General features: G+C 66.9%; 17 protein-coding genes. 14 read left to right on the forward strand and 3 right to left on the reverse strand.

What is annotated here, in order from left to right; all coding sequences use genetic code 11:
* Positions 1–329: 329 nt before the first annotated feature.
* Positions 330–1037, forward strand: coding sequence for an XRE family transcriptional regulator (locus ACXI0U_RS25230; RefSeq protein ID WP_021218230.1), 708 nt, complete (start codon positions 330–332; stop codon positions 1035–1037).
* 54 nt (positions 1038–1091) lie between these two features.
* Here ACXI0U_RS25230 and ACXI0U_RS25235 read toward each other — a convergent pair whose 3' ends face one another.
* The gene (locus tag ACXI0U_RS25235; RefSeq protein WP_021218231.1) at positions 1092–2021 is read right to left on the reverse strand and encodes a LysR substrate-binding domain-containing protein; all 930 of its coding nucleotides are present in this window, start codon (positions 2019–2021) and stop codon (positions 1092–1094) included.
* 188 nt (positions 2022–2209) lie between these two features.
* Here ACXI0U_RS25235 and ACXI0U_RS25240 point away from each other — a divergent pair, with 188 nt between their 5' ends.
* The 9 genes from ACXI0U_RS25240 to ACXI0U_RS25280 all read left to right on the forward strand — a co-directional run bounded on the left by ACXI0U_RS25240 (position 2210) and on the right by ACXI0U_RS25280 (position 12478).
* A complete protein-coding gene (locus ACXI0U_RS25240) occupies positions 2210–3814 on the forward strand; it encodes a 5-guanidino-2-oxopentanoate decarboxylase (RefSeq protein WP_316924109.1) in 1605 nt (534 codons plus the stop codon).
* A gap of 31 nt (positions 3815–3845) precedes the next feature.
* Positions 3846–5426 carry a zinc-binding metallopeptidase family protein gene (locus tag ACXI0U_RS25245; protein WP_021218233.1) on the forward strand — a complete coding sequence of 527 codons (1581 nt, stop codon included), beginning with the start codon at positions 3846–3848 and terminating at the stop codon, positions 5424–5426.
* Positions 5427–5440: 14 nt separating this feature from the next.
* Positions 5441–6244 carry an ABC transporter ATP-binding protein gene (locus ACXI0U_RS25250; RefSeq protein ID WP_479550985.1) on the forward strand — a complete coding sequence of 268 codons (804 nt, stop codon included), beginning with the start codon at positions 5441–5443 and terminating at the stop codon, positions 6242–6244.
* A 39-nt stretch (positions 6245–6283) separates the two neighbouring features.
* Positions 6284–7060 carry a transporter substrate-binding domain-containing protein gene (locus ACXI0U_RS25255; protein WP_350447468.1) on the forward strand — a complete coding sequence of 259 codons (777 nt, stop codon included), beginning with the start codon at positions 6284–6286 and terminating at the stop codon, positions 7058–7060.
* A gap of 34 nt (positions 7061–7094) precedes the next feature.
* Positions 7095–7808 (forward strand): ABC transporter permease, encoded by a 714-nt coding sequence (locus tag ACXI0U_RS25260; RefSeq protein ID WP_021218236.1) that lies wholly within the window; start codon positions 7095–7097, stop codon positions 7806–7808.
* A gap of 8 nt (positions 7809–7816) precedes the next feature.
* The gene (locus tag ACXI0U_RS25265; RefSeq protein WP_021218237.1) at positions 7817–8506 is read left to right on the forward strand and encodes an ABC transporter permease; all 690 of its coding nucleotides are present in this window, start codon (positions 7817–7819) and stop codon (positions 8504–8506) included.
* 40 nt (positions 8507–8546) lie between these two features.
* Entirely contained in the window at positions 8547–9728 is a 1182-nt protein-coding gene (locus ACXI0U_RS25270; RefSeq protein WP_479550986.1) for a pyridoxal phosphate-dependent aminotransferase, read from the forward strand.
* Positions 9729–9812: 84 nt separating this feature from the next.
* Positions 9813–11558 (forward strand): amidohydrolase, encoded by a 1746-nt coding sequence (locus ACXI0U_RS25275; RefSeq protein WP_479550987.1) that lies wholly within the window; start codon positions 9813–9815, stop codon positions 11556–11558.
* Positions 11555–12478, forward strand: coding sequence for a CobW family GTP-binding protein (locus ACXI0U_RS25280; RefSeq protein ID WP_479550988.1), 924 nt, complete (start codon positions 11555–11557; stop codon positions 12476–12478). Before ACXI0U_RS25275 ends, ACXI0U_RS25280 begins: the two co-directional genes overlap by 4 nt.
* A gap of 5 nt (positions 12479–12483) precedes the next feature.
* On the opposite strand, the gene ACXI0U_RS25285 is transcribed toward ACXI0U_RS25280, so the two are convergent.
* Both ACXI0U_RS25285 and ACXI0U_RS25290 read right to left on the reverse strand, forming a co-directional pair.
* Positions 12484–13542 (reverse strand): polyamine ABC transporter substrate-binding protein, encoded by a 1059-nt coding sequence (locus ACXI0U_RS25285; protein ID WP_479550989.1) that lies wholly within the window; start codon positions 13540–13542, stop codon positions 12484–12486.
* A gap of 197 nt (positions 13543–13739) precedes the next feature.
* A complete protein-coding gene (locus ACXI0U_RS25290) occupies positions 13740–15116 on the reverse strand; it encodes a glutamine synthetase family protein (RefSeq protein ID WP_021218243.1) in 1377 nt (458 codons plus the stop codon).
* A gap of 276 nt (positions 15117–15392) precedes the next feature.
* On the opposite strand from ACXI0U_RS25290, the gene ACXI0U_RS25295 reads away from it, so the two are divergent.
* The 4 genes from ACXI0U_RS25295 (at position 15393) to ACXI0U_RS25310 (ending at position 20230) form a co-directional block, all read left to right on the forward strand.
* Positions 15393–16145 carry a gamma-glutamyl-gamma-aminobutyrate hydrolase family protein gene (locus ACXI0U_RS25295; protein WP_021218245.1) on the forward strand — a complete coding sequence of 251 codons (753 nt, stop codon included), beginning with the start codon at positions 15393–15395 and terminating at the stop codon, positions 16143–16145.
* A gap of 42 nt (positions 16146–16187) precedes the next feature.
* The gene (locus ACXI0U_RS25300) at positions 16188–17546 is read left to right on the forward strand and encodes a glutamine synthetase family protein (protein ID WP_111263694.1); all 1359 of its coding nucleotides are present in this window, start codon (positions 16188–16190) and stop codon (positions 17544–17546) included.
* Between the two features lie 64 nt (positions 17547–17610).
* Positions 17611–18981: an aspartate aminotransferase family protein gene (locus ACXI0U_RS25305; protein ID WP_316924103.1), complete on the forward strand. Its 1371-nt coding sequence runs from the start codon at positions 17611–17613 to the stop codon at positions 18979–18981.
* Positions 18982–19129: 148 nt separating this feature from the next.
* Entirely contained in the window at positions 19130–20230 is a 1101-nt protein-coding gene (locus ACXI0U_RS25310) for a polyamine ABC transporter substrate-binding protein (protein WP_021218248.1), read from the forward strand.
* Positions 20231–20252: the final 22 nt, after the last annotated feature.

Genomic DNA, 20252 nt, shown 5'->3' on the forward strand with positions numbered 1-20252 from the left:
TCGGGCACCTGCCCATCCGGGCCGATAGCACGTGAAAAACCTCCCCCCGCCCTGCGCGTCCATGTGGGGGCCATTGGACCGAGCCGACGGCCTGCGCTCTTCCTGGCGCTTGGCCGTTCTGGCGGCCGGGCCACAAGTGGATCATGGCCGCGCGCTCGGGCGGAGGGAGGGAAACCCGGGGCATCCCGCGAGCCACCGTCGGAGTGGCGTCCGAACGCTGGCGCAGAGGAGTGCCCTGGGTGCGCATACTACATATAGTAATTACGTCCTATAGCCTGTATTACATTGGGTTACTGGCCGCCGGCAATACGGCGCGTAATGTCGCGCCCATGAAGAAATGGAACCTGCTGGCCAAGGCCAGGATGAAAGATCTCGGTGTCACCCAGGAGCAACTGGCCGAACGCCTGCACGTGACCCAGGGCGCCGTGGCGCACTGGCTGGGAGGGCGCCGGGAGCCCGGGCTGAACCGGATCAACCAGATACTCGGCGCGCTGCACATGCCTCCGCTGAGCATCGGCGGGCAGGCCGTGCAGTCGTCCATGGCGCCCGACGATGGCAGGCAGGACGCAGACGCCCCGGATGGCGTGGCCCCTATGACCATCAGAGAATCGGATTCATCCCGCTACGAGTACGAGATCGAGCTTCCGCTGCTGCGCGAGGCCGAGGGCGATCCGGACCCGGCCTCCGCGCTGGAGGAATTGGACTACTCGGGAATTCGCTTCAGCCGACATGCCTTGAAGCAGCGCCAGATAGAACCGGAACAGGTGGCCTGCGTCATCGTCAGCGGCGACAGCATGGAACCCGTCTTTCCCGACGGCGCGGTCCTCGGCATCGACCGTGGGCGTTGCGAGGTGGTGGATGGCAAGGTCTATGCCCTGGTCGACGAGGGCATGCTGAGGATCAAGGTCCTGCACCGCCTTCCGGCCGGGCAGATCCGCTTGCGCAGCTATAAGCGCGAGGAATACCCCGACGAAGAGCGCCCCCTGGCCGGAATCCAGGTGATCGGGCAGGTGTTCTGGTCCTCGGTGCTCTGGTAACCCGCCCGCCCATCCCGCGCAACCGCTGCGCCTCCCCCTGTGCCCCGGCCTGCCTCAGCGGGCGTGATCCAGCAGCGCGTCATTGCGTTTCTTCAGCCCCGGGATACTGACCTGCAGTTGGTGCTTCACCCAGTTGCTGAAGGCCTGCACGGCAGGCCGTTCGGCTTTCAGCGGGTCGGCCACCAGGTAATAGCCGCGGTGGGAGTCGATGCTGGTTTCGAAGGGGCGCACCAGCAGGCCACGGGCCAGGGCGTCGCCACTGAGCAGGTTGTCGCCGATGGCCACGCCCTGGGCGGCGATGCAGGCCGACTGCGCGCAGTGGGCATCGGAGAAGACGATGCCGGTGGAGGCGTCGATGTTCGAGGCGCCCGCCGTGGCCAGCCAAACCCGCCAGTCGGTGTGATCGTTCATGTGCAGCAAGGGCAGGGCACCCAGCTCCTGGGGGCTCTTGAGCCCGCCCTGGGCGTTGATCAGGCGCGGGCTGCACACCGGGAAGAAGCGCAGCGCGACGATCTGCTCCACCCACTGGTCCGGCCAGTCGCCGATGCCGTAGGCGATGAACAGGTCGGCACTGGTGTTGCTGGTGTCGTCTGGCGCCCGGGGCGAGATCACCTGCAACTGCACCTGGGGGTATTGGCGGTGGAAGGCGCCGATGTGGTGGCACAGCCAGTAGGTGGCGAAGCCCGGGTTGCAGCTCACGCAGAGCCGGCCGGAGACCTGCTGCTCGTCGAGCCCCAGGGCCGCCTCCTGAAGCGTGGAGAGCGCCCGGTGCACTTCCCGGGCGTAGCGCACGCCCTGGTAGGTGAGGCCGATGCCGCGGCCGATGCGCTCGGTCAGGGCGAAGCCGAGGCTCTGCTCCAGGCTGCTGACCTGGTGGCTGATGGCGCTGCGGGTGAGGCTCAGCTCGCGGGCGGCGGCGGAGACGCTGCCCAGCCGGGCGATGGCGTCCAGCGCGCGGATGGCGGTCATCGAGGGGAAGCGCATGGGGTCTCCTTCCGGGAGCGTGGCCAGGGGTTCGAATGTTGAGCTGAATTGAACAATACGGCAAAAACAATTCGATTGTTGTAGCGCGAGATTCACCAATACTGGGGGCCATTCCGCCGCGCCTTTTTGGCCCGGCTTGCCCTCCGGCCCTGCGTCGGGAGCCCATACCCATAACAAGAGGTGCTCGCATGACCAGTTGCGCCCAGGCGCTCGTCCAGTTGCTCGAAGGCTATGGCGTGGAGACCGTTTTCGGCATCCCCGGCGTGCACACGGTGGAGCTCTATCGCGGCCTCGACGGCAGTCGCCTGCGTCATATCAGCCCGCGCCACGAACAGGGTGCCGGCTTCATGGCCGATGGTTACGCCCGTGCCAGCGGCAAGCCGGGGGTGTGCTTCATCATCACCGGCCCGGGCATGACCAACATCCTCACCGCCATGGGCCAGGCTTATGCCGACTCGGTGCCGATGCTGGTGATCTCCACCACCAGCCGCCGCGAGCACCAGCGCCTGGGCCACGGCTTCCTCCACGAGCTGCCGGACCAGCGCGCCATGGTCGCCGGCGTCTGCGCCTTCAGCCACACCCTGCAGCGCCCTGCGGAGCTGCCGGAAGTGCTGGCCCGGGCCTTTGCCCTGTTCCGCTGCGCCCGGCCCCGCCCGGTGCATATCGAAATCCCCCTGGATGTGCTGGAGCTGCCCGCCGACGGCCTCGACCTGCGCCCCCGCGCGTTACCCCAGGCCGCCGCCCCGGCGCCCGCTGCCGTGGCCGAAGCCGCTGCCCTGCTGCAGCAGGCACGCAAGCCGCTGATCCTCGCCGGCGGTGGCGCGCGCGGTGCCGGTGAGGCCCTGCGCACCCTGGCGGAGCGCCTGCAGGCGCCGGTGGCGCTGACCACCAATGCCCGTGGTCTGCTGGCGCCGACCCACCCGCTGCTGCTCGATGGCGTGCAGTCATCCGCCCATGGCCGTGCCCTGTTCGCCGAGGCCGACGTGGTGCTGGCGGTGGGCACCGAACTGGGTGAGACCGACTACGACTTCTTCGGCCTCGGGCCCTTCTCGCTCGCTGTGCCGGTGATCCGCCTGGACATCGACCCGCTGCAGATCCTCGGTGTGCAGCGGGCCGAAGTCGGCCTGCTGGGGGATGCCGCTCTCGGTCTGCACGCGTTGCTGGAGGCGCTGCCCGAAACCCTGCGCGACAGCGACTGGGCCCTTGCCGGCGTGCGCCGGGTGAATGCCGCCGAACGGGAGGGCTGGAGCCCCCGGCAGCGGGCCATGCAAGCGCTGCTCGATACCCTGCGTGACAGCCTGCCGGCACCGGTGCTGGTGGGGGACTCCACCCAGCCGGTGTACCAGGGCGCCCTGGGTTACCGCGCCCCGGCTCCCGGCAGCTGGTTCAACGCCGGCACCGGCTACGGCACCCTCGGCTACGCCCTGCCGGCGGCCATCGGCGCCAAGCTGGCGCTGCCCGCGCGCCCGGTGCTGGCCCTGGCCGGTGACGGTGGCGTGCAGTTCTCCAGCGCCGAACTGATCGCCGCCCGCGAGGCGGGGATCGGGGTGCTGCTGGTGCTGTGGAACAACCACTGCTACGGCGAAATCCGCGACTACATGGTGGCCCGCGAGGTGCCGCCCCTGGGCGTCGACATCCTCGCCCCGGACTTCCCCGCCCTGGCCCGGGCCTGCCACGTGCAGCACCACGCGGTGCGCAGCCTGGATGGCCTGCGCGAGTTGCTCGGCAGCCTGGCCGACACCCGCGAACCGCACCTGATCGAGCTCGACGCCGCCGACTTCCTGCCGGCCTGAGCCCGTCGCCCTGACAACGAGGATTCCGCACATGCCCCACAAGCAGTTCGCCCTGGACTGGGTCGAGCGCCACGGCCAGCAGCTGTCCGACTGGCACCAGGTGATCTGGCATTTCGCCGAGCCGGCTTTCCGTGAGTACAAGTCCTGCGCCTGGTACGTCGAGAAGCTGCGCGAGGAAGGCTTCACCGTGGAAGAGGGCAGCGGCGGCATGCCCACCGCCTTCTGCGCCACCTTCAGCAATGGCGAGGGCCCGCTGCTGGCGACCTACGCCGAGTACGACGCGGTGCCGGGCAACTGCCAGGCCGCCACCACCCGGCAGATGCCCAGGGATGGCCTGTCGCGCTTCGCCCCCGGCCACACCGACCCGCATTCGGCGCTGGGCATCAGTGCCCTGGGCGGAGTCTTGGCGGCCAAGGCGGCGATGCTGGAGTTCGGCATCCAGGGCACCCTCCGCTTCTTCGGCGAGCCGGCGGAAAAGCTGCGCGCCTCCAAGCCGGTGCACGCCGCCAAGGGCTATTACGACGACCTCGACGCGGCCATCAGCTTCCACCCCACCTACATGCTGCCGCTGAACAACACCACCACCTGGGACACCCACTGCGGCATCGCCTACGCCTACATCTACAGCTTCACTTGCGCTGACCCGCAGAACTGGATCGCCGCCGACAGCTACAGCCCGATCCCGCAGAACCACCTGGCCGCGCGGGCGCCCGGCGCCAACGACGCGCTGGTGCACTTCTACACCCTGAACGAGAGCCTGCGCCGCTCGACCCTGCCGTTCACCGGCCTGTGGAGCTACAACGAGGCGATCCTCACCGCCGGCCAGGCCACCGCCGACAACCTGCCGCCGCACCTGGCGCAGATCCAGTACCTGCTGCGCTGCGACTCCATCGAGCAGGCCGAGACCGTCGCCAAGGTGATGGACAACAACGCCGCCGCTGCCGCGCTGGCCACCGGCTGCCAGTGGAAGAAGACCTGGGTGTGCAAGTCCCGTGGCGGCCTGGCCAACCACGTGCTGGCCCAGGCCACCTACGACAACCTGGCCGCCATCGGCGCGCCGCGCTGGGGCGAGGAGGCCATAGCCGTGGGCCGCGAGATCCAGGCCAACCTGGGCCTGGAGCCCATGGACCGGCCCTTCCTCCCGGCCACCGAGGAACTGATCGAGCCCCAGGAATGCGAGCGCCAGCTGCGCCTGCAGATGCCGGCCTGGCAGAAGCACCTGACCTCGGACGACTACCCCGAATACACCTGGCATTGCCCCACCGTGCGCCTGCTGGTGGCCCGGCCGATGCTCTCGGCCCCCGCGGGCTACGTCTACCCGGATTGGGTCGCCAATGCCCTGGGCGGCATCCGCGAAACCATCGACCCGATGGTCCAGGTGGCCGCCAGCACCATCGCCGCGACCCTGGTCGACCTGTTCACCCGGCCCGAGCTGCTGGCGGCGGCCAGGGCCGAGTTCGAGCAGCGCACCGGCGGCGGCATCGGTGGCGAGCAGTGGCAGGCGCCGCTGCTGCCGAAGGACTTCCAGGCACCCCATCGCTTCCGCTGGCCGGAGTACATCCGCACGGTGCGGGGCGAAGAGTGGTGGATTCCCGCACGGGACGACGAATGATGGGGAGCAACGAGATGAACCCGATACCTGCCGCCGCCGTGGCGCCGACTTCACCCGTGGTCGCCATTGACGACCTGCACAAGAGCTACGCCGAGCACCATGTGCTCAAGGGCATTTCCCTGGCGGCCCGCGAGGGCGACGTGGTGTCGTTGATCGGCGCCAGCGGCTCGGGCAAGAGCACCCTGCTGCGCTGCATCAACCTGCTGGAGATCCCGGATGCCGGCAGTCTGCACATCAACGGCGAGAAGGTGGCGCTCAAGCGTGACCGCGCCGGCCACGGTCGCATCGGCGACCCGCGCCAGGTGGAGCGCCTGCGCACCCGCCTGAGCATGGTGTTCCAGAACTTCAACCTGTGGCCGCACCGCACGGTGCTGGAGAACGTCATCGAGGCGCCGGTGCATGTGCTCGGCGAAAAGCGCCAGGACGCCATCGGCCACGCCGAGCAACTGCTGGAGCGGGTGGGGCTGGCGGAGAAGCGCGACGTCTACCCGGCCTTCCTCTCCGGCGGCCAGCAGCAACGCGTGGCCATCGCCCGGGCGCTGGCGGTACGGCCGCAGGTGCTGCTCTTCGACGAGCCGACCTCGGCCCTCGACCCCGAGCTGGTGGGCGATGTGCTGCGGGTGATCCGCGGCATCGCCGAAGAGGGCCGCACCATGATCCTGGTGACCCACGAGATGGCCTTCGCCCGGGACGTTTCGAGCCAGGTGGTGTTCCTCCACCAGGGCCGCATCGAGGAACAGGGCCCGCCTTCCCAGGTGCTGCTGGACCCGCGCAGCGAGCGCTGCCGGCAGTTCGTGATGGCCCAGGACAACCGCTGAACCCTTAGCCAATACAAAAAACACAACGAGGGACCCACCATGAAAAACAGCCTTCTCGCTTTTTTACAGGCCGCCTTGCTGGCCAGCATCGCCAGTGCCGCCGTGGCCCAGGAAAAGATCGTCTTCGGCATCGCCCTGGAGCCCTACCCACCCTTCTCCTTCAAGAGCGGCAAGGGTGAGTGGAGCGGCTTCGAGCCGGAGCTGATCCGGGCCGTGTGCGAACGCCTGCAGGCGCAGTGCCCGCTCAACGAGATGGCCTGGGACGGCCTCATCCCCGCGCTCAAGGCGCAGCAGGTGGATGTGGTGCTGAACTCGCTGTCGATCACCCCCGAGCGGCGCCAGGTGGTGGACTTCAGCGAGCCCTATTTCTTCACGCCCGCCCTATGGGTCGCCGACAGCAGCCTGGACGTGCAGCCCACCCCCGAAGGCCTGAAGGGCCTGATCATCGGTGTGCAGGGCTCGACCACCCACTCCGCTTACGCCAAGCAGTACTTCGGCAAGGACTCCACCGTGCGCTATTACAACGACCAGGACGATATCCTCGCCGACCTGCGCAGCGGCCGCATCGACATCATGCTCGCCGACCAGTTGGCCGTGGAGCCGCTGCTCGACCTGCCGGACAACTCGATGCTCGCCAGCAAGGGCGTGGCACCCCATGACCCGCTGTTCGGCGAGGGCGTGGGCGCTGCGGTGCGCAAGGGCAACGACGCCCTGCGCGAGCGCCTGAACCAGGCCCTGCAGGCGCTGCGCGACGACGGCACCTACGACGCCATTCGCGGGCGCTACTTCAAGGCCGACATCTCGGCCCGGCAGTGATGCGCACTCGGTCCTTTTCCTCGCAGGTGCATTCATGACCGCTATCGAAATCCAACGGCTGCTGTTCGCCGATGGCTGGCTGCAGGCCCTGGCCCAGGGTGCGGTGAAGACCCTGGGCATCTCGGTCGGGGCCTTCGTGCTCGGCCTGTCCCTGGGCCTGGTCGTCGCCCTGGTCAAGCTCTGGGGGCCGCGCTGGCTGGTGATCTGGGCCAACTGCTACACCACGCTGTACCGCGCGGTGCCCGAGCTGCTGCTGATCCTGCTGCTGTACTACGCCGGCTCCGACCTGCTCAACCTGCTGATGGCCTCCATGGGCCAGCCGCCGGTGGAGGTCAATGGCTTCCTCGCCGCCATCGTGGTGCTGGGCATCGTCCAGGGCGCCTATTCGGCGGAGATCATCCGTGGCGCCATCGAGGCCATCCCCGTGGGCCAGATCGAGGCCGGGCGGGCCTATGGCATGAAGCCCTTCATGGTGCTGCGGCGGGTGCTGGTGCCGAGCATGCTGCCCCACGTGGTCGCCGGCCTGTCCAACCTGTGGCTGGTGCTGGTCAAGGACAGCGCGCTGATCAGCGTGGTGGGTTATAGCGAGCTGCTGGGCGCCGGTCGCCAGGCCGCCGCGTCGACCAAGCACTACCTGATGTTCTACCTGGCGGTGGCGGCCTTCTACTACCTCATCACGCTGGTCTCCAGCCTGGTGTTCCGGCGCTTCGAGGCTCGCTTCGAACGCTGGATGCCGCGGCTCGCCTAGGAGGGCTCATGGATTTCACCTGGTTGAATGGCTTTACCGGTGAGCTGACACGCGGCGCGGTGCTGACCCTGCAGTTGCTGCTGATCTCGGCCTTCTTCGGCTTCCTGCTGGCGATGGCCGTGGCCCTGGCGCGGCTGTCGCGCAACCCGCTGCTGTCGGGTGGTGCGCGCTTCTACACCAGCGTGCTGCGGGGTACGCCGCTGCTGGTGCAGATCTACATCCTCTACTACGGCGTCGGCAGCGTCTTCGCCACCTTCCCGCTGATCCGCCACAGCCTGCTCTGGCCCTACCTGCGCGAGGGCTTCTGGTATGTCGCCTTCGCCCTGACCCTGAGCGTCGGCGCCTATGTCGGCGAGGTGTTGCGCGGCGGCCTGCGCGCGGTGCCCCGGGGCGAGCTGGAGGCGGCGCGGGCCTATGGCATGCGCCCCTGGCAGGTGCTGCGCCGGGTGTGGATGCCCCGCGCCTTGCAGATGCTGCGCCCGACCCTGGCTGGCGAGAGCGTGATGCTGCTCAAGTCCACCGCCCTGGCGTCCACCGTGGCGGTCACCGACCTGCTCGGCGCGGCCAACCTGGTGCGCTCGCAGACCTTGCGCGTCTACGAGCCGCTGCTGGTGGTGGCGGTGGTCTACATCGTCCTGGCCTTCCTTATCGAACAGGGCTTCGCGCGCGTCGGCAGGACGCCGCAGCGCCAGGCCTGAACCCATTTGCACGCCGGCGCGAGCCGGCGAGGAGCATTGCATGAACTACTCATCCCTGGTCCAGCGCATCAGTGGCGAAACCGTCAGCGCCTGGGATATCCACTACGCCGCCTGCGAAGCCCAGGAGCGGGGCGAGGACGCCATCGTGCTGAGCATCGGCGACCCGGACTTCGCCACCGCCGAGCCGATCTGCGCCGCCGCCGTCGAGGCCCTGGGCCAGGGCGACACCCACTACAGCGCGGTGATCGGCCGCACGCCGCTGCGCGAGGCCATCGCCGCCAAGCAACGCCAGCTGCTGGGCATCCCCGTGGAAGTGGACAACGTCGCCGTGGTCGCCGGGGCGCAGAACGGCCTCTATGCCACCGCCATGTGCCTGTTCGAGGGCGGTGACGAGGTGCTGGTGCCGGAACCGATGTACCTGACCTACGCCGCCAGCATCCAGGCATCCGGCGCGCGCCTGGTGAGCATCGCGCAGCCGGCGGAGGGGGACTTCCGCCTTACCGTCGAGGCGTTGGAGGCGGTGCTTACCGAACGCACCCGGGGCATCGCCCTGGCGACGCCGAACAACCCCACCGGCAACGTCTACACCCTGGAGGAGCTGGAGGCGGTGGCGGAGGTCGCCCGGCGCCATGATCTCTGGGTGCTGTCCGACGAGGTCTACGGCCAGCTCACCTACGACCGCCCGCACCGCAGCATCGCCACCCTGGACGGCATGGCCGAGCGCACCGTGGTGCTCAACAGCCTGTCGAAGTCCCACGCCATGACCGGTTGGCGTGTGGGCTGGGTGGTGGCCCCCAGCGAGCTGATCGGCCACCTCGACAACCTGATGCTGTGCATGATCTACGGCCTGCCGGGCTTCATCCAGGCCGCCGCGCTGAAGGCCCTGGAGCTGGACGAGGAGATCGTCGGTGCGGCCCGCACGCTTTATCGCCGCCGCCGCGACCTGGCGGCCAGCGCGCTGGCCGATGTGCCGCTGCTGCATTGCAAGGTGCCGGAGGCCGGCATGTTCATGCTGGTGGACGTGCGCGGCACCGGCCTCTCGGGAATGGACTTCGCCTGGCAGCTGTTCCGCGAGACCGGGGTCTCGGTACTCGACGCCGAAGCCTTCGGCGCCAGCTGCCGGGGCTTCGTGCGGCTCTCGTTCACCGTCTCCGATGCCGAGCTGGAAGAGGCCTGCCGACGCATCGCCGGCTTCATCGAGCGCCTGCAACGCCAGCGCTGACCCACCGCAACCCCTGACCGAACCAGGCTCACGGCGCATTTCTGCGTCGGGCCTGGCCACGCCCGAAAATCACAAGGTGCCGCCATGACTGACGCCGACAACTTCACCTCGACCCATTCGGCCACTGGCCATTTTGCCGACCTGATCCTCGATAACGGTCGCATCTGCACCATGGACCCGGCGCAGCCCTGGGCCGAGGCGGTGGCCATCCGCAATGGCCGCCTGCTCGCCGTGGGCAGCCGCGCCGCCGTGCAGGCCTTCAAGGGGCCGGCCACCCGCGTGCATGACCTCGGCGGCGCCTTCTGCATGCCCGGGCTGCACGACATGCACACCCACCCGGACCTGGCCCTGGCGCCGCGCTACAGCGATGACCTGGACGTCGGCATCGAAGACCCGACGCCCGCGCAGCTGGAGGCGGCGATCCATGCCTACGCCGACGCCCACCCCGGCGATGGCTGGATCCACGGCCAGTACTGGGTGCGCTACACCTTCCGCGAGGCGGGGCTGGTGCCCGGGCGGGCCTGGCTCGACCAGGTAATGCCGGACCGCCCGGTGGCGCTGCTGGACCGCATGTGGGGCACCATGATGGTCAACTCCAAGGCCTTGCAGCTGGCCGGCATCGATCGCCATACCCCCGACCCGCGCAACGGCTACCTGGAGCGGGATGAGCTCACCGGCGAACCCACCGGCCTGATGATCGACGGCGCCTACGCGATGATCCACGCCGCCATGCCGCCGACTCCGGTGGCGGTACTGCGCCGGGCCTACCGCGATGGCGTGCATTTCCAGAGCACGCGGGGGGTGACGGCGAGCAAGTACGTGCACGTCTGCGAGCATCGCCTGCAGGCGCTGAAGGAACTGGATGACGCCGGTGAGCTGACGGTGCGCATCGAGGCGGCGATCAGCTGGCAGGACGATATCTTCCCGGTGCGTCGGCGCTGGGAGCTGCTCAGCGGCGAGCGTCACTACTACCGCAGCGCACGGCTGAGCGCCAACGCGGTGAAGTTCCACTTCGACGGCACCGTGGAGCCGCGCTCGTCCTTCCTGCTCACGCCCTGGCCCAACGAAGCGGACTGGCGCGGCAAGCTCAACCTCACCCCCGAGCACATCACCGACATGCTGGTGGACATGGACAGCCGGGGCATCCGCGTCATCGCCCACTGCACCGGCGACGGCGCCTCCGATGTGTTCCTCGATGCGGTGGCCGAGGCGCGGCGGCGCAACGGTTTCAGTGGCGTGCGCCACCAGTGCGCCCACAGCACGCTGCTGCACCCCGGCAACCTCAAGCGCTTCCAGGAGCTGCAGGTGATCGCCGAGTTCTCGCCCGCTGCTTGGTACCCGACGCCCTTCGCCACCGGCGCCCGTTCGGGCTATGGGCAGGAGCGCCTCAAGCGCATCTACGACTTCAAGGGCGTGCTGGAGGCGGGCGGTACGGCGGTGTTCGGCACCGACTGGCCGGTGGCGTCCATCGACCCCTGGCTGGCGCTGGAAACCATGGTCACCCGGCAGAACCCCTGGAACGACGACCCGGCCTGCTTCGGCGAGCCGATCACCCTGCAGCAGGCGCTGCGCGTGGCCACCCGCAACGGTGCCATCGCCATGGGCCTGGAGGGCAGCACCGGCAGCCTCGAAGCGGGCAAGGCGGCGGACCTGATCGTGCTCGACCGCGACCTGTTCGCCCAGCCGCCGCGCAACTACATCCACCGCACCCAGGTGCAGCTGACCTTCGTCGAGGGGCAGCTGGTCTATGACCGCGAGGAGGCGCTGGCCGGGCTTGGCCTGAAGGCGGTGTGGAGCGGCGAGCCGCCGGTGATCGAGGCACAGCCATGATGGACGAGCGCATCGCGGTCACGGTGGTGGCGGGCTTTCTCGGCGCCGGCAAGACCACCTTGCTCAATCGCATGGTGCAGCGCGCGGGGGATAGCCGGCTGGCGGTGATCGTCAACGACTTCGGCGCGCTGAACATCGATGCGGCGCTGGTGGCCGAGGTCACCGATGCGGTGTACAGCCTGCAGAACGGTTGCATCTGCTGCACGGTGCAGGAGGACCTGCTGGCCCAGCTCGCCAGCCTGGCGCGGTTGCAGCCGCGCCTGCAGCGCATCGTCATCGAGTGCAGCGGCGTCTCCGACCCGCAACGCATCGTGCAGACCCTGGCTTATCCACAGCTGCGCAGCCTGCTGCGGCTGGACCTGGTCATCACCCTGGTGGACGCCACCCGGCACCTGGAGCTGGACGGCGAATACGCGCGGCTGGCCCGCGCCCAGGTGGCGGCAGCCGATGTGCTGCTGCTGAACAAGACCGACCTGGTGGATGCGGAGGAACTGGAACGCCTGCGCGAGGCGTTGCCGGCGCGGGCGTTGCTGCATGTCGGGGTGCAGGCCGATCTGCCGGATGCGCTGTGGCTGGACGCTGGCGCGCCGAGCCGTACGCCCGGCGCACTGACGCCGGTGGCGACGGCGGACCATGGGCAGTTGTTCGAGTCCTGGGTCTGGGAAGGCGAGGGGCGCTTCGAGGCCCAGCGCCTGAGGGCCTGGCTGGCGGGCCTGCCGGATGCGCTGTTCCGCCTCAAGGGCTGGGTGCGCCTGGAGGCTGGCGAGGGGCCGCTGTGGTTGCAGCAGGTGGGCCGGCGCAGCCAGTTCAGCCCGGTGAGCGGGACGGTGGACGACGGCATGCGCCTGGTGTTCATCGCCCGGCGTGGGTTCGCCGGGCGCGAGGCGCTGGAGAGCGGCTTGCGCGCCTGCCTGCGCTGACGGGATCAGTGGCCGTCGCGGAACTCGGCCCAGACCTGGTCACGGGTGGCACCGAGCTTGTCGGGCAGGGATTCCAGGGCGAACAGGCGGCGCTTGGTTTCCTTGTCCGGGTAGAGGCCGGGCTGGTCACGCAGGCCGGCGGCGAGGAATTCGCGGGCGTCGGCATTGCCGTTGGGGTAGAGGGTTTCAGTGGTGATCTGCGCGGCGACCTTGGGCTGCATCATGAAGTCGATGAAGCGGTGGGCGAGGTCGGCGCGGTTGGCGCTGGTGGGGATGGCGAGGTTGTCGATGAACAGCACCGAGCCCTCGTCGGGCACCACGAAGCGCACCGGCTGGCCGGCGGCCGCGGCGTTGAGGGCGTCGCCGACCCAGGCCATGGCGACGCACAGCCGGCCCTTGTTGAGGTCTTCGATGTAGCGCTCGCTGTCGATGTAGCGCAGGTTCGGGCGCAGGCCGGTGAGCAGTTCGGCGGAGCGCTTGAGGCGGCTGGGGGCGGTGCGGGCGAGGGTGCGGCCCTGGTAGGTCATGAGAATGGACAGGGCTTCGTCCGGGGCGTCGAGCACGCTCATGCCGCAGCTGGCCAGGCGCTTGCTCTGCTCCGGCTCGAAAAGCACGCTCCAGCTCGGCGGCAGCGGGCCGCCATAGGCCTTCTCGGCCTGGGGCGTGTTCACCGCGAGGCCCACGGCGCCCCAGAGGTAGGGCACGGCGTGCTGGTTGTTGGGGTCGACGGCGGCGAGCTTGCTCAGCAGCTGTTTGTCCAGGTGCTGGCGGTTGGGCAGGCGGCTGAAGTCCAGGGCCTGCAGGCGCCCGGCCTTGATCAGTTCGGGGAGGTTGTTGTGGGAGGGCACGACGATGTCGATGGCCTCGCCGCTTGCCATGATCTTCTGCAGCTCTTCGGCGCTGGAGAAGGTGTGGTAGTCCACGCGGATGCCGGTCTGCTGCTCGAAGTCCTTGAGCACCTGGGGGGCGATGTAGTCGTTCCAGTTGTAGACGCGGATGGTGTCTTCAGCGCTGGCCAGGGTCGGCAGCAGCGCGAACAGCAGCGGTGCGAGGAAGCGGGGCATGGAGTCCTCCCTGATGGTTGACGCCGCATTATTGCGGCGCAAATGTTTCAGCAGGTTGATGCATGTCATCGGCTGGGCCTCTCTGGAACGGGCCTTTGCGCGGTTCTCACAGCGCCCTTCCGAGATCGCGGGTGGGAGGAAGGGATGAATCGCAGACAAAAAAACGCCGGCCCTGGGGCCGGCGTCTTTCGACTCGCTTACACGGTATGCAGGTACCAGTTGTATTCGAGGTCGGAGATGGAGTGTTCGAACTCCTCCAGCTCGCTTTCCTTGCACGCGACGAAGATGTCGATGTAATCCGGGCTGATGTACTTGGCCAGGATCTCGCTGTCGTCCAACTCGCGCAGGGCATCACGCAGGTTGTTCGGCAGGCTCTGCTCCAACTGCTCGTACGAGTTGCCTTCGATGGGGGCGCCGGGTTCGATCTGGTTGGTCAGGCCGTGGTGCACGCCCGCCAGGATCGACGCCATCATCAGGTACGGGTTGGCATCGGCACCGGCTACGCGGTGTTCGATACGCACTGCGTCCGCGCTGCCGGTGGGCACGCGCAGGGCGACGGTACGGTTGTCCAGACCCCAGCTCGGTGCGTTCGGCACGTAGAACTGCGCGCCGAAGCGGCGGTAGGAGTTCACGTTCGGGCAGAGGAAGGCCATGGAAGCGGGCAGGGTCTCGAGCACACCGCCGAGCGCATGGCGCAATGCGGCGTTCTGCTCGGGATCCTCGCTGGCAAAGATGTTCTTGCCATGCTTGTCCAGCAGCGAGATATGGACGTGCAGACCGTTGCCGGCCTGACCCGGGTAGGGCTTGGCCATGAAGGTGGTGTCCATCTCGTGGTCATACGCGATGTTCTTCACCAGGCGCTTGAGCAGCACGGCGTAGTCGCAGGCCTTGATCGGGTCCGCCACGTGGTGGAGGTTGACCTCGAACTGGGCCGGGGCGCTTTCCTTGACGATGGCGTCGGCCGGGATGCCCTGGACCCTGGCGCCTTCGAGGATGTCCTGCAGGCAGTCGGCGTACTCGTCGAGATCGTCGATCAGGTAGACCTGGGTGGACTGCGGACGCTTGCCGGAGATCGGGGAGCGCGGCGGCTGCGGACGGCCGTTCACGTTCTCCTGGTCGATCAGGTAGAACTCGAGCTCGAACGCGGCGCAGATGGTCAGGCCGAGATCGTCGAACTTCGCGACGACCTGGCGCAGCACTTCGCGCGGGTCGGCGAAGAAGGGCTCGCCTTCCATCTCGTGCATGGTCATCAGCAGTTGCGCGGTGGGGCGCTTCTGCCAGGGCTCGTCGCACAGGGTGCCGGGGATCGGGTAGCAGATACGATCGGCGTCGCCGATGTCCAGGCCGAGGCCGGTGCTTTCAACGGTAGAGCCGTTGATATCGAGGGCGAATAAGGAAGCGGGGAGGTTGATGCCTTTTTCGTAAACTTTGTGGAGGCTGGCGCGTTCGATTCGCTTGCCTCGGACTACTCCATTCATATCTGCGATCAGGAGGTCGACGAACTGGACCTCAGGATGTTCCTTAAGGAACTCGTTCGCTTCTTGAAGCTGAACGGCACGCGGGGGTACCGACATGATGCAACACCTTTCTTGTTAAAAATATCAATCACACGTTCGCTAGGGTGAGAGTCAATCGGAATCCCCTAACGATGTCAATAGCGCCCCATTTTGCCCTAAAACAGGGCCATATGGCCAATTTTGGGGCGTTTGAGGGGCATCTGACCCCTCTCGGGGCCATGGCGCACGCGGCGCTCAGCGAGGTGTGTTCGATTTTTTACAGCCCTATTGTGTAAAAAAATGAACAACGCTAAGCTCGGTCGCAACCCATAACAGCAATAAAACGGGTGTCTCATGTCTCGCCTGCCGTTCATCGGCGTCACCGCCTGCACCAAGCAGATCGGTCTGCATCCCTACCATATAGCGGGTGACAAGTATCTTCGTGCGGTAGCCCTTGGCGCCGGCGGGGTTCCGCTGATTATTCCGGCTCTCGGCGAGCTCCTCGACACGACATCCCTTCTGGCCAGTCTAGACGGCTTGCTGTTCACCGGTTCACCTTCCAACGTCGAACCCCATCTTTATTCAGGCCCGGCCAGCGAGCCCGGCACCCTCCACGACCCGCAGCGCGATGGCACCACGCTTGCGCTGATGCGCGCCGCCGTGGCCGCCGGTGTGCCCGTGCTCGGCATCTGCCGGGGCTTCCAGGAAATGAACGTGGCCTTCGGCGGCACCCTGCACCAGAAGGTGCATGCGGTCGTAGGCCTCATGGATCACCGCGAGCCGGCCGATGAGCCGCTCGAGGTGCAGTATGCACCCCGCCACCCCGTGCAGATCCAGCCGGGTGGCATCCTCGCGGGCATCGGCTTGCCCGCGGAGATTCTCGTAAATTCCATTCATGGCCAGGGCGTTGAACGTCTGGCGCCGGGCCTTCACGTAGAAGCGCTGGCGCCTGACGGGTTGGTCGAATCCTGCTCGGTCGTCGGCGCGAAGAGTTTCGCGCTCGGGGTACAGTGGCACCCCGAGTGGCAGGTTCGTTCCAATCCCGATTATCTCGCCATCTTCCAGGCCTTTGGTGAGGCTTGCAGGAAGAGGGCGGGGCAACGCTGAGCTCAGCTATACCAGTTGCAGCTCTCACACCCTGAGGTCTTTATGACTACCAAGTTGGACCAGCTCACAAGCTGGTTGAAAGAACGCAAAATCACCGAAGTTGAATGCTTGATCAGCGATCTTACCGGCATTGCCCGGGGCAAGATTTCGCCGACCAACAAGTTCCTCGACGAGAAGGGCATGCGCCTCCCCGAGAGTGTGCTGCTGCAGACTGTCACCGGCGACTATGTCGAGGACGACGTTTATTACGAGCTGCTGGACCCTGCCGACATCGACATGGTCTGCCGCCCGGACGAGAACGCCGTGTTCCTCGTGCCCTGGGCGCTGGAACCCACCGCGATGGTGATCCACGACACCTTCGACAAGATGGGCAACCCCATCGAGCTGTCGCCGCGCAACATCCTCAAGAAAGTGCTCAAGCTCTACGCCGACAAGGGCTGGCGCCCGATCGTCGCGCCGGAGATGGAGTTCTACCTGACCAAGCGAAGCGACGACCCGGACTACCCGCTGCAGGCCCCGATCGGCCGCTCCGGTCGCCCCGAGACCGGCCGCCAGTCCTTCTCCATCGACGCGGCGAACGAATTCGACCCGCTGTTCGAGGACATGTACGACTGGTGCGAGGCGCAGGACCTCGACCTGGACACCCTCATCCACGAGGAAGGCCCGGCGCAGATGGAGATCAACTTCCGTCACGGCGAAGCCCTGTCCCTGGCCGACCAGATCACCGTGTTCAAGCGCACCATGCGCGAGGCCGCGCTGAAACATAACGTCGCCGCCACCTTCATGGCCAAGCCGATCACCGACCAGCCGGGCAGTGCCATGCACCTGCACCAGAGCGTGGTGGACATCAAGACCGGCAAGAACATCTTCTCCAACGAAGATGGCTCCATGAGCGAGCTGTTCCTCCACCACATCGGCGGCCTGCAGAAGTTCATCCCCGAGCTGCTGCCGCTGTTCGCGCCGAACGTGAACTCCTTCCGCCGTTTCCTGCCCGATACCTCGGCGCCGGTGAACGTGGAGTGGGGCGAGGAGAACCGCACCGTGGGCCTGCGCGTGCCGGACGCCACCCCGCAGAACCGCCGCGTGGAGAACCGCCTGGCCGGTGCCGACGCCAACCCCTACCTGGCGATCGCCGCCAGCCTGCTGTGCGGCTACATCGGCATGGTCGAGCAGATCAAGCCGAGCGCGCAGGTCAAGGGCCGTGGCTACGAGCGCCGCAACCTGCGCCTGCCGCTGACCCTCGAGGACGCCCTCGAGCGCCTGGAGAACTGCAAGCCCCTGGAGAAGTACCTGAGCACCAAGTTCATCAGTGCCTACGTCGCGGTGAAACGCGCCGAGCACGAGAACTTCAAGCGCGTCATCAGCTCCTGGGAGCGTGAGTTCCTGCTGCTTTCCGTCTGATCCAAACGGCGTGCCGCGTTCGTGGCGCGGCACGCCAACCCAGATTTGCATAGAGGTGTAGATAATGAAGAGCCCAGTGACCAACCCCCAGACCCTTGAGTGGCAGGCACTCAGTCGCGACCACCACCTGCCGCCGTTCACCGACTACCAGGCGTTGAATGCCAAGGGCGCGCGGATCATCACCAAAGCCGACGGCGTCTACATCTGGGACAGCGAGGGCAACAAGATCCTCGACGCCATGGCCGGCCTGTGGTGCGTCAACGTCGGCTACGGCCGCGAGGAACTGGTGCAGGCGGCCACCCGCCAGATGCGCGAGCTGCCCTTCTACAACCTGTTCTTCCAGACTGCCCACCCGCCCGTCATCGAACTGGCCAAGGCCATTTCCGAGCTGGCGCCCGAGGGCATGAACCACGTGTTCTTCACCGGTTCCGGTTCCGAGGCCAACGACACCGTGCTGCGCATGGTCCGCCACTACTGGGCGACCAAGGGCCAGCCGAAGAAGAAAGTCGTCATCGGCCGCTGGAACGGCTACCACGGCTCCACCGTCGCCGGCGTCAGCCTCGGCGGCATGAAGGCACTGCACGAGCAGGGCGACCTGCCGATCCCGGGGATCACCCACATCGCCCAGCCCTACTGGTTCGGCGAGGGTGGCGACATGGCCCCCGAGGAGTTCGGCGTCTGGGCCGCCGAGCAGCTGGAGAAGAAGATTCTCGAAGTCGGCGAAGAGAACGTCGCCGCCTTCATCGCCGAGCCCATCCAGGGCGCGGGCGGCGTGATCGTGCCGCCGGAAACCTACTGGCCGAAGATCCGCGAGATCCTCGCCCGCTACGACATCCTGTTCATCGCCGACGAAGTCATCTGCGGCTTCGGCCGTACCGGCGAGTGGTTCGGCAGCCAGTACTACGGCAACGCCCCGGACCTGATGCCCATCGCCAAGGGCCTGACCTCCGGCTACATCCCCATGGGCGGCGTGATTGTCCGTGACGAGGTGGTCGAGGTGCTCAACCAGGGCGGCGAGTTCTACCACGGCTTCACCTACTCCGGTCACCCGGTGGCCGCCGCGGTGGCACTGGAAAACATCCGCATCCTCCGCGAAGAGAAGATCGTCGAGAAAGTGAAGGCGGAAACGGCACCGTATTTGCAACAACGCTGGCAGGAGCTGGCTGACCATCCCCTGGTTGGCGAAGCGCGTGGGGTCGGCATGGTTGGCGCCCTGGAACTGGTCAAGAACAAGAAGACCCGTGAGCGTTTCACCGATCTGGGCGTGGGCATGCAGTGCCGCGAGCACTGCTTCCGCAATGGCCTGATCATGCGTGCGGTTGGGGACACTATGATTGTGTCGCCGCCGCTGGTGATCAGTAAGGACGAGATCGACGAACTGGTGACCAAGGCTCGCAAGTGCCTCGACCTCACCGCGAGTGCAGTTCTGGGTTGAGCAATTGGGCGAGTTTGCAAACAATCGCATCCCGCGAGCTGTTGTAAGCGCGCCCCTGACCTTGCCAGACTGCGCCAGTGCGTTGGCCAGGCTCACCGGGCGGTGGCGACGCCGCTCGGACACTTAAACAACAAATGGAGCTACCCGCATGTTCAAAACCTTCGGCAAGACCTTGCTCGCCATGACGCTCGCTGGCGCTGTGGCTGGTGTGGCGCAGGCAGAAGACAAGGTGCTGCACGTCTATAACTGGTCTGACTACATCGCCCCGGAAACCGTCGAGAAGTTCACCAAGGAAACCGGCATCAAGGTCGTCTACGACGTCTTCGATTCCAACGAAACCCTTGAAGCCAAGCTGCTGGCCGGCAAATCCGGTTACGACATCGTGGTGCCGTCCAACAACTTCCTGGCCAAGCAGATCAAGGCCAAGGTCTATCAGCCGCTGGACAAGTCCAAGCTGCCGAACTGGAAGAACCTGGACCCGAACCTGCTGAAGACCGTCGAAGTCTCCGACCCGGGCAACCAGTACGCCTTCCCCTACATGTGGGGCTCCATCGGCATCGGCTACAACGTCGACAAGGTCAAGGCCGTGCTCGGCGACAAGGCCCCGGTGGATTCCTGGGACCTGCTGTTCAAGCCCGAGAACATCGAGAAGCTGAAATCCTGCGGTGTTTCCTTCCTCGACTCGCCGACCGAAATCCTGCCGATCGCCCTGCACTACCTGGGCTACAGCCCGGTCAGCCAGGACCCCAAGCAGCTCAAGGAAGCCGAGGCGCTGTTCCTCAAGATCCGTCCGCACGTGACCTACTTCCACTCCTCCAAGTACATCTCCGACCTGGCCAACGGCAACCTCTGCGTGGCCGTGGGCTACTCGGGTGACGTGTACCAGGCCAAGTCCCGTGCCGACGAGGCCAAGGCTGGCGTGAAGGTCGCGTACAACATTCCGAAGGAAGGTGCCGGCACCTTCTTCGACATGGTCGCGATCCCTGCCGACGCCGCCAACCCGGACGCCGCCTACGCCTTCATGAACTTCCTGATGAAGCCGGAAATCATGGCCGAGATCACCAACTTCGTGCAGTTCCCGAACGGTAACGCCGCCGCCACCCCGCTGGTGGACGAGGCGATCCGCACCGACCCGGGCATCTACCCGAGCAAGGAGACCATGGCCAAGCTCTACGCCTTCCCGGACCTGCCGGCCAAGGTGCAACGCGTAATGACCCGTACCTGGACCACCATCAAGTCGGGCAAGTAAGCCGCCACCCACCCTCCGGCGC

The sequence above is a fragment of the Pseudomonas sp. C9D1 genome, assembly GCF_056491235.1.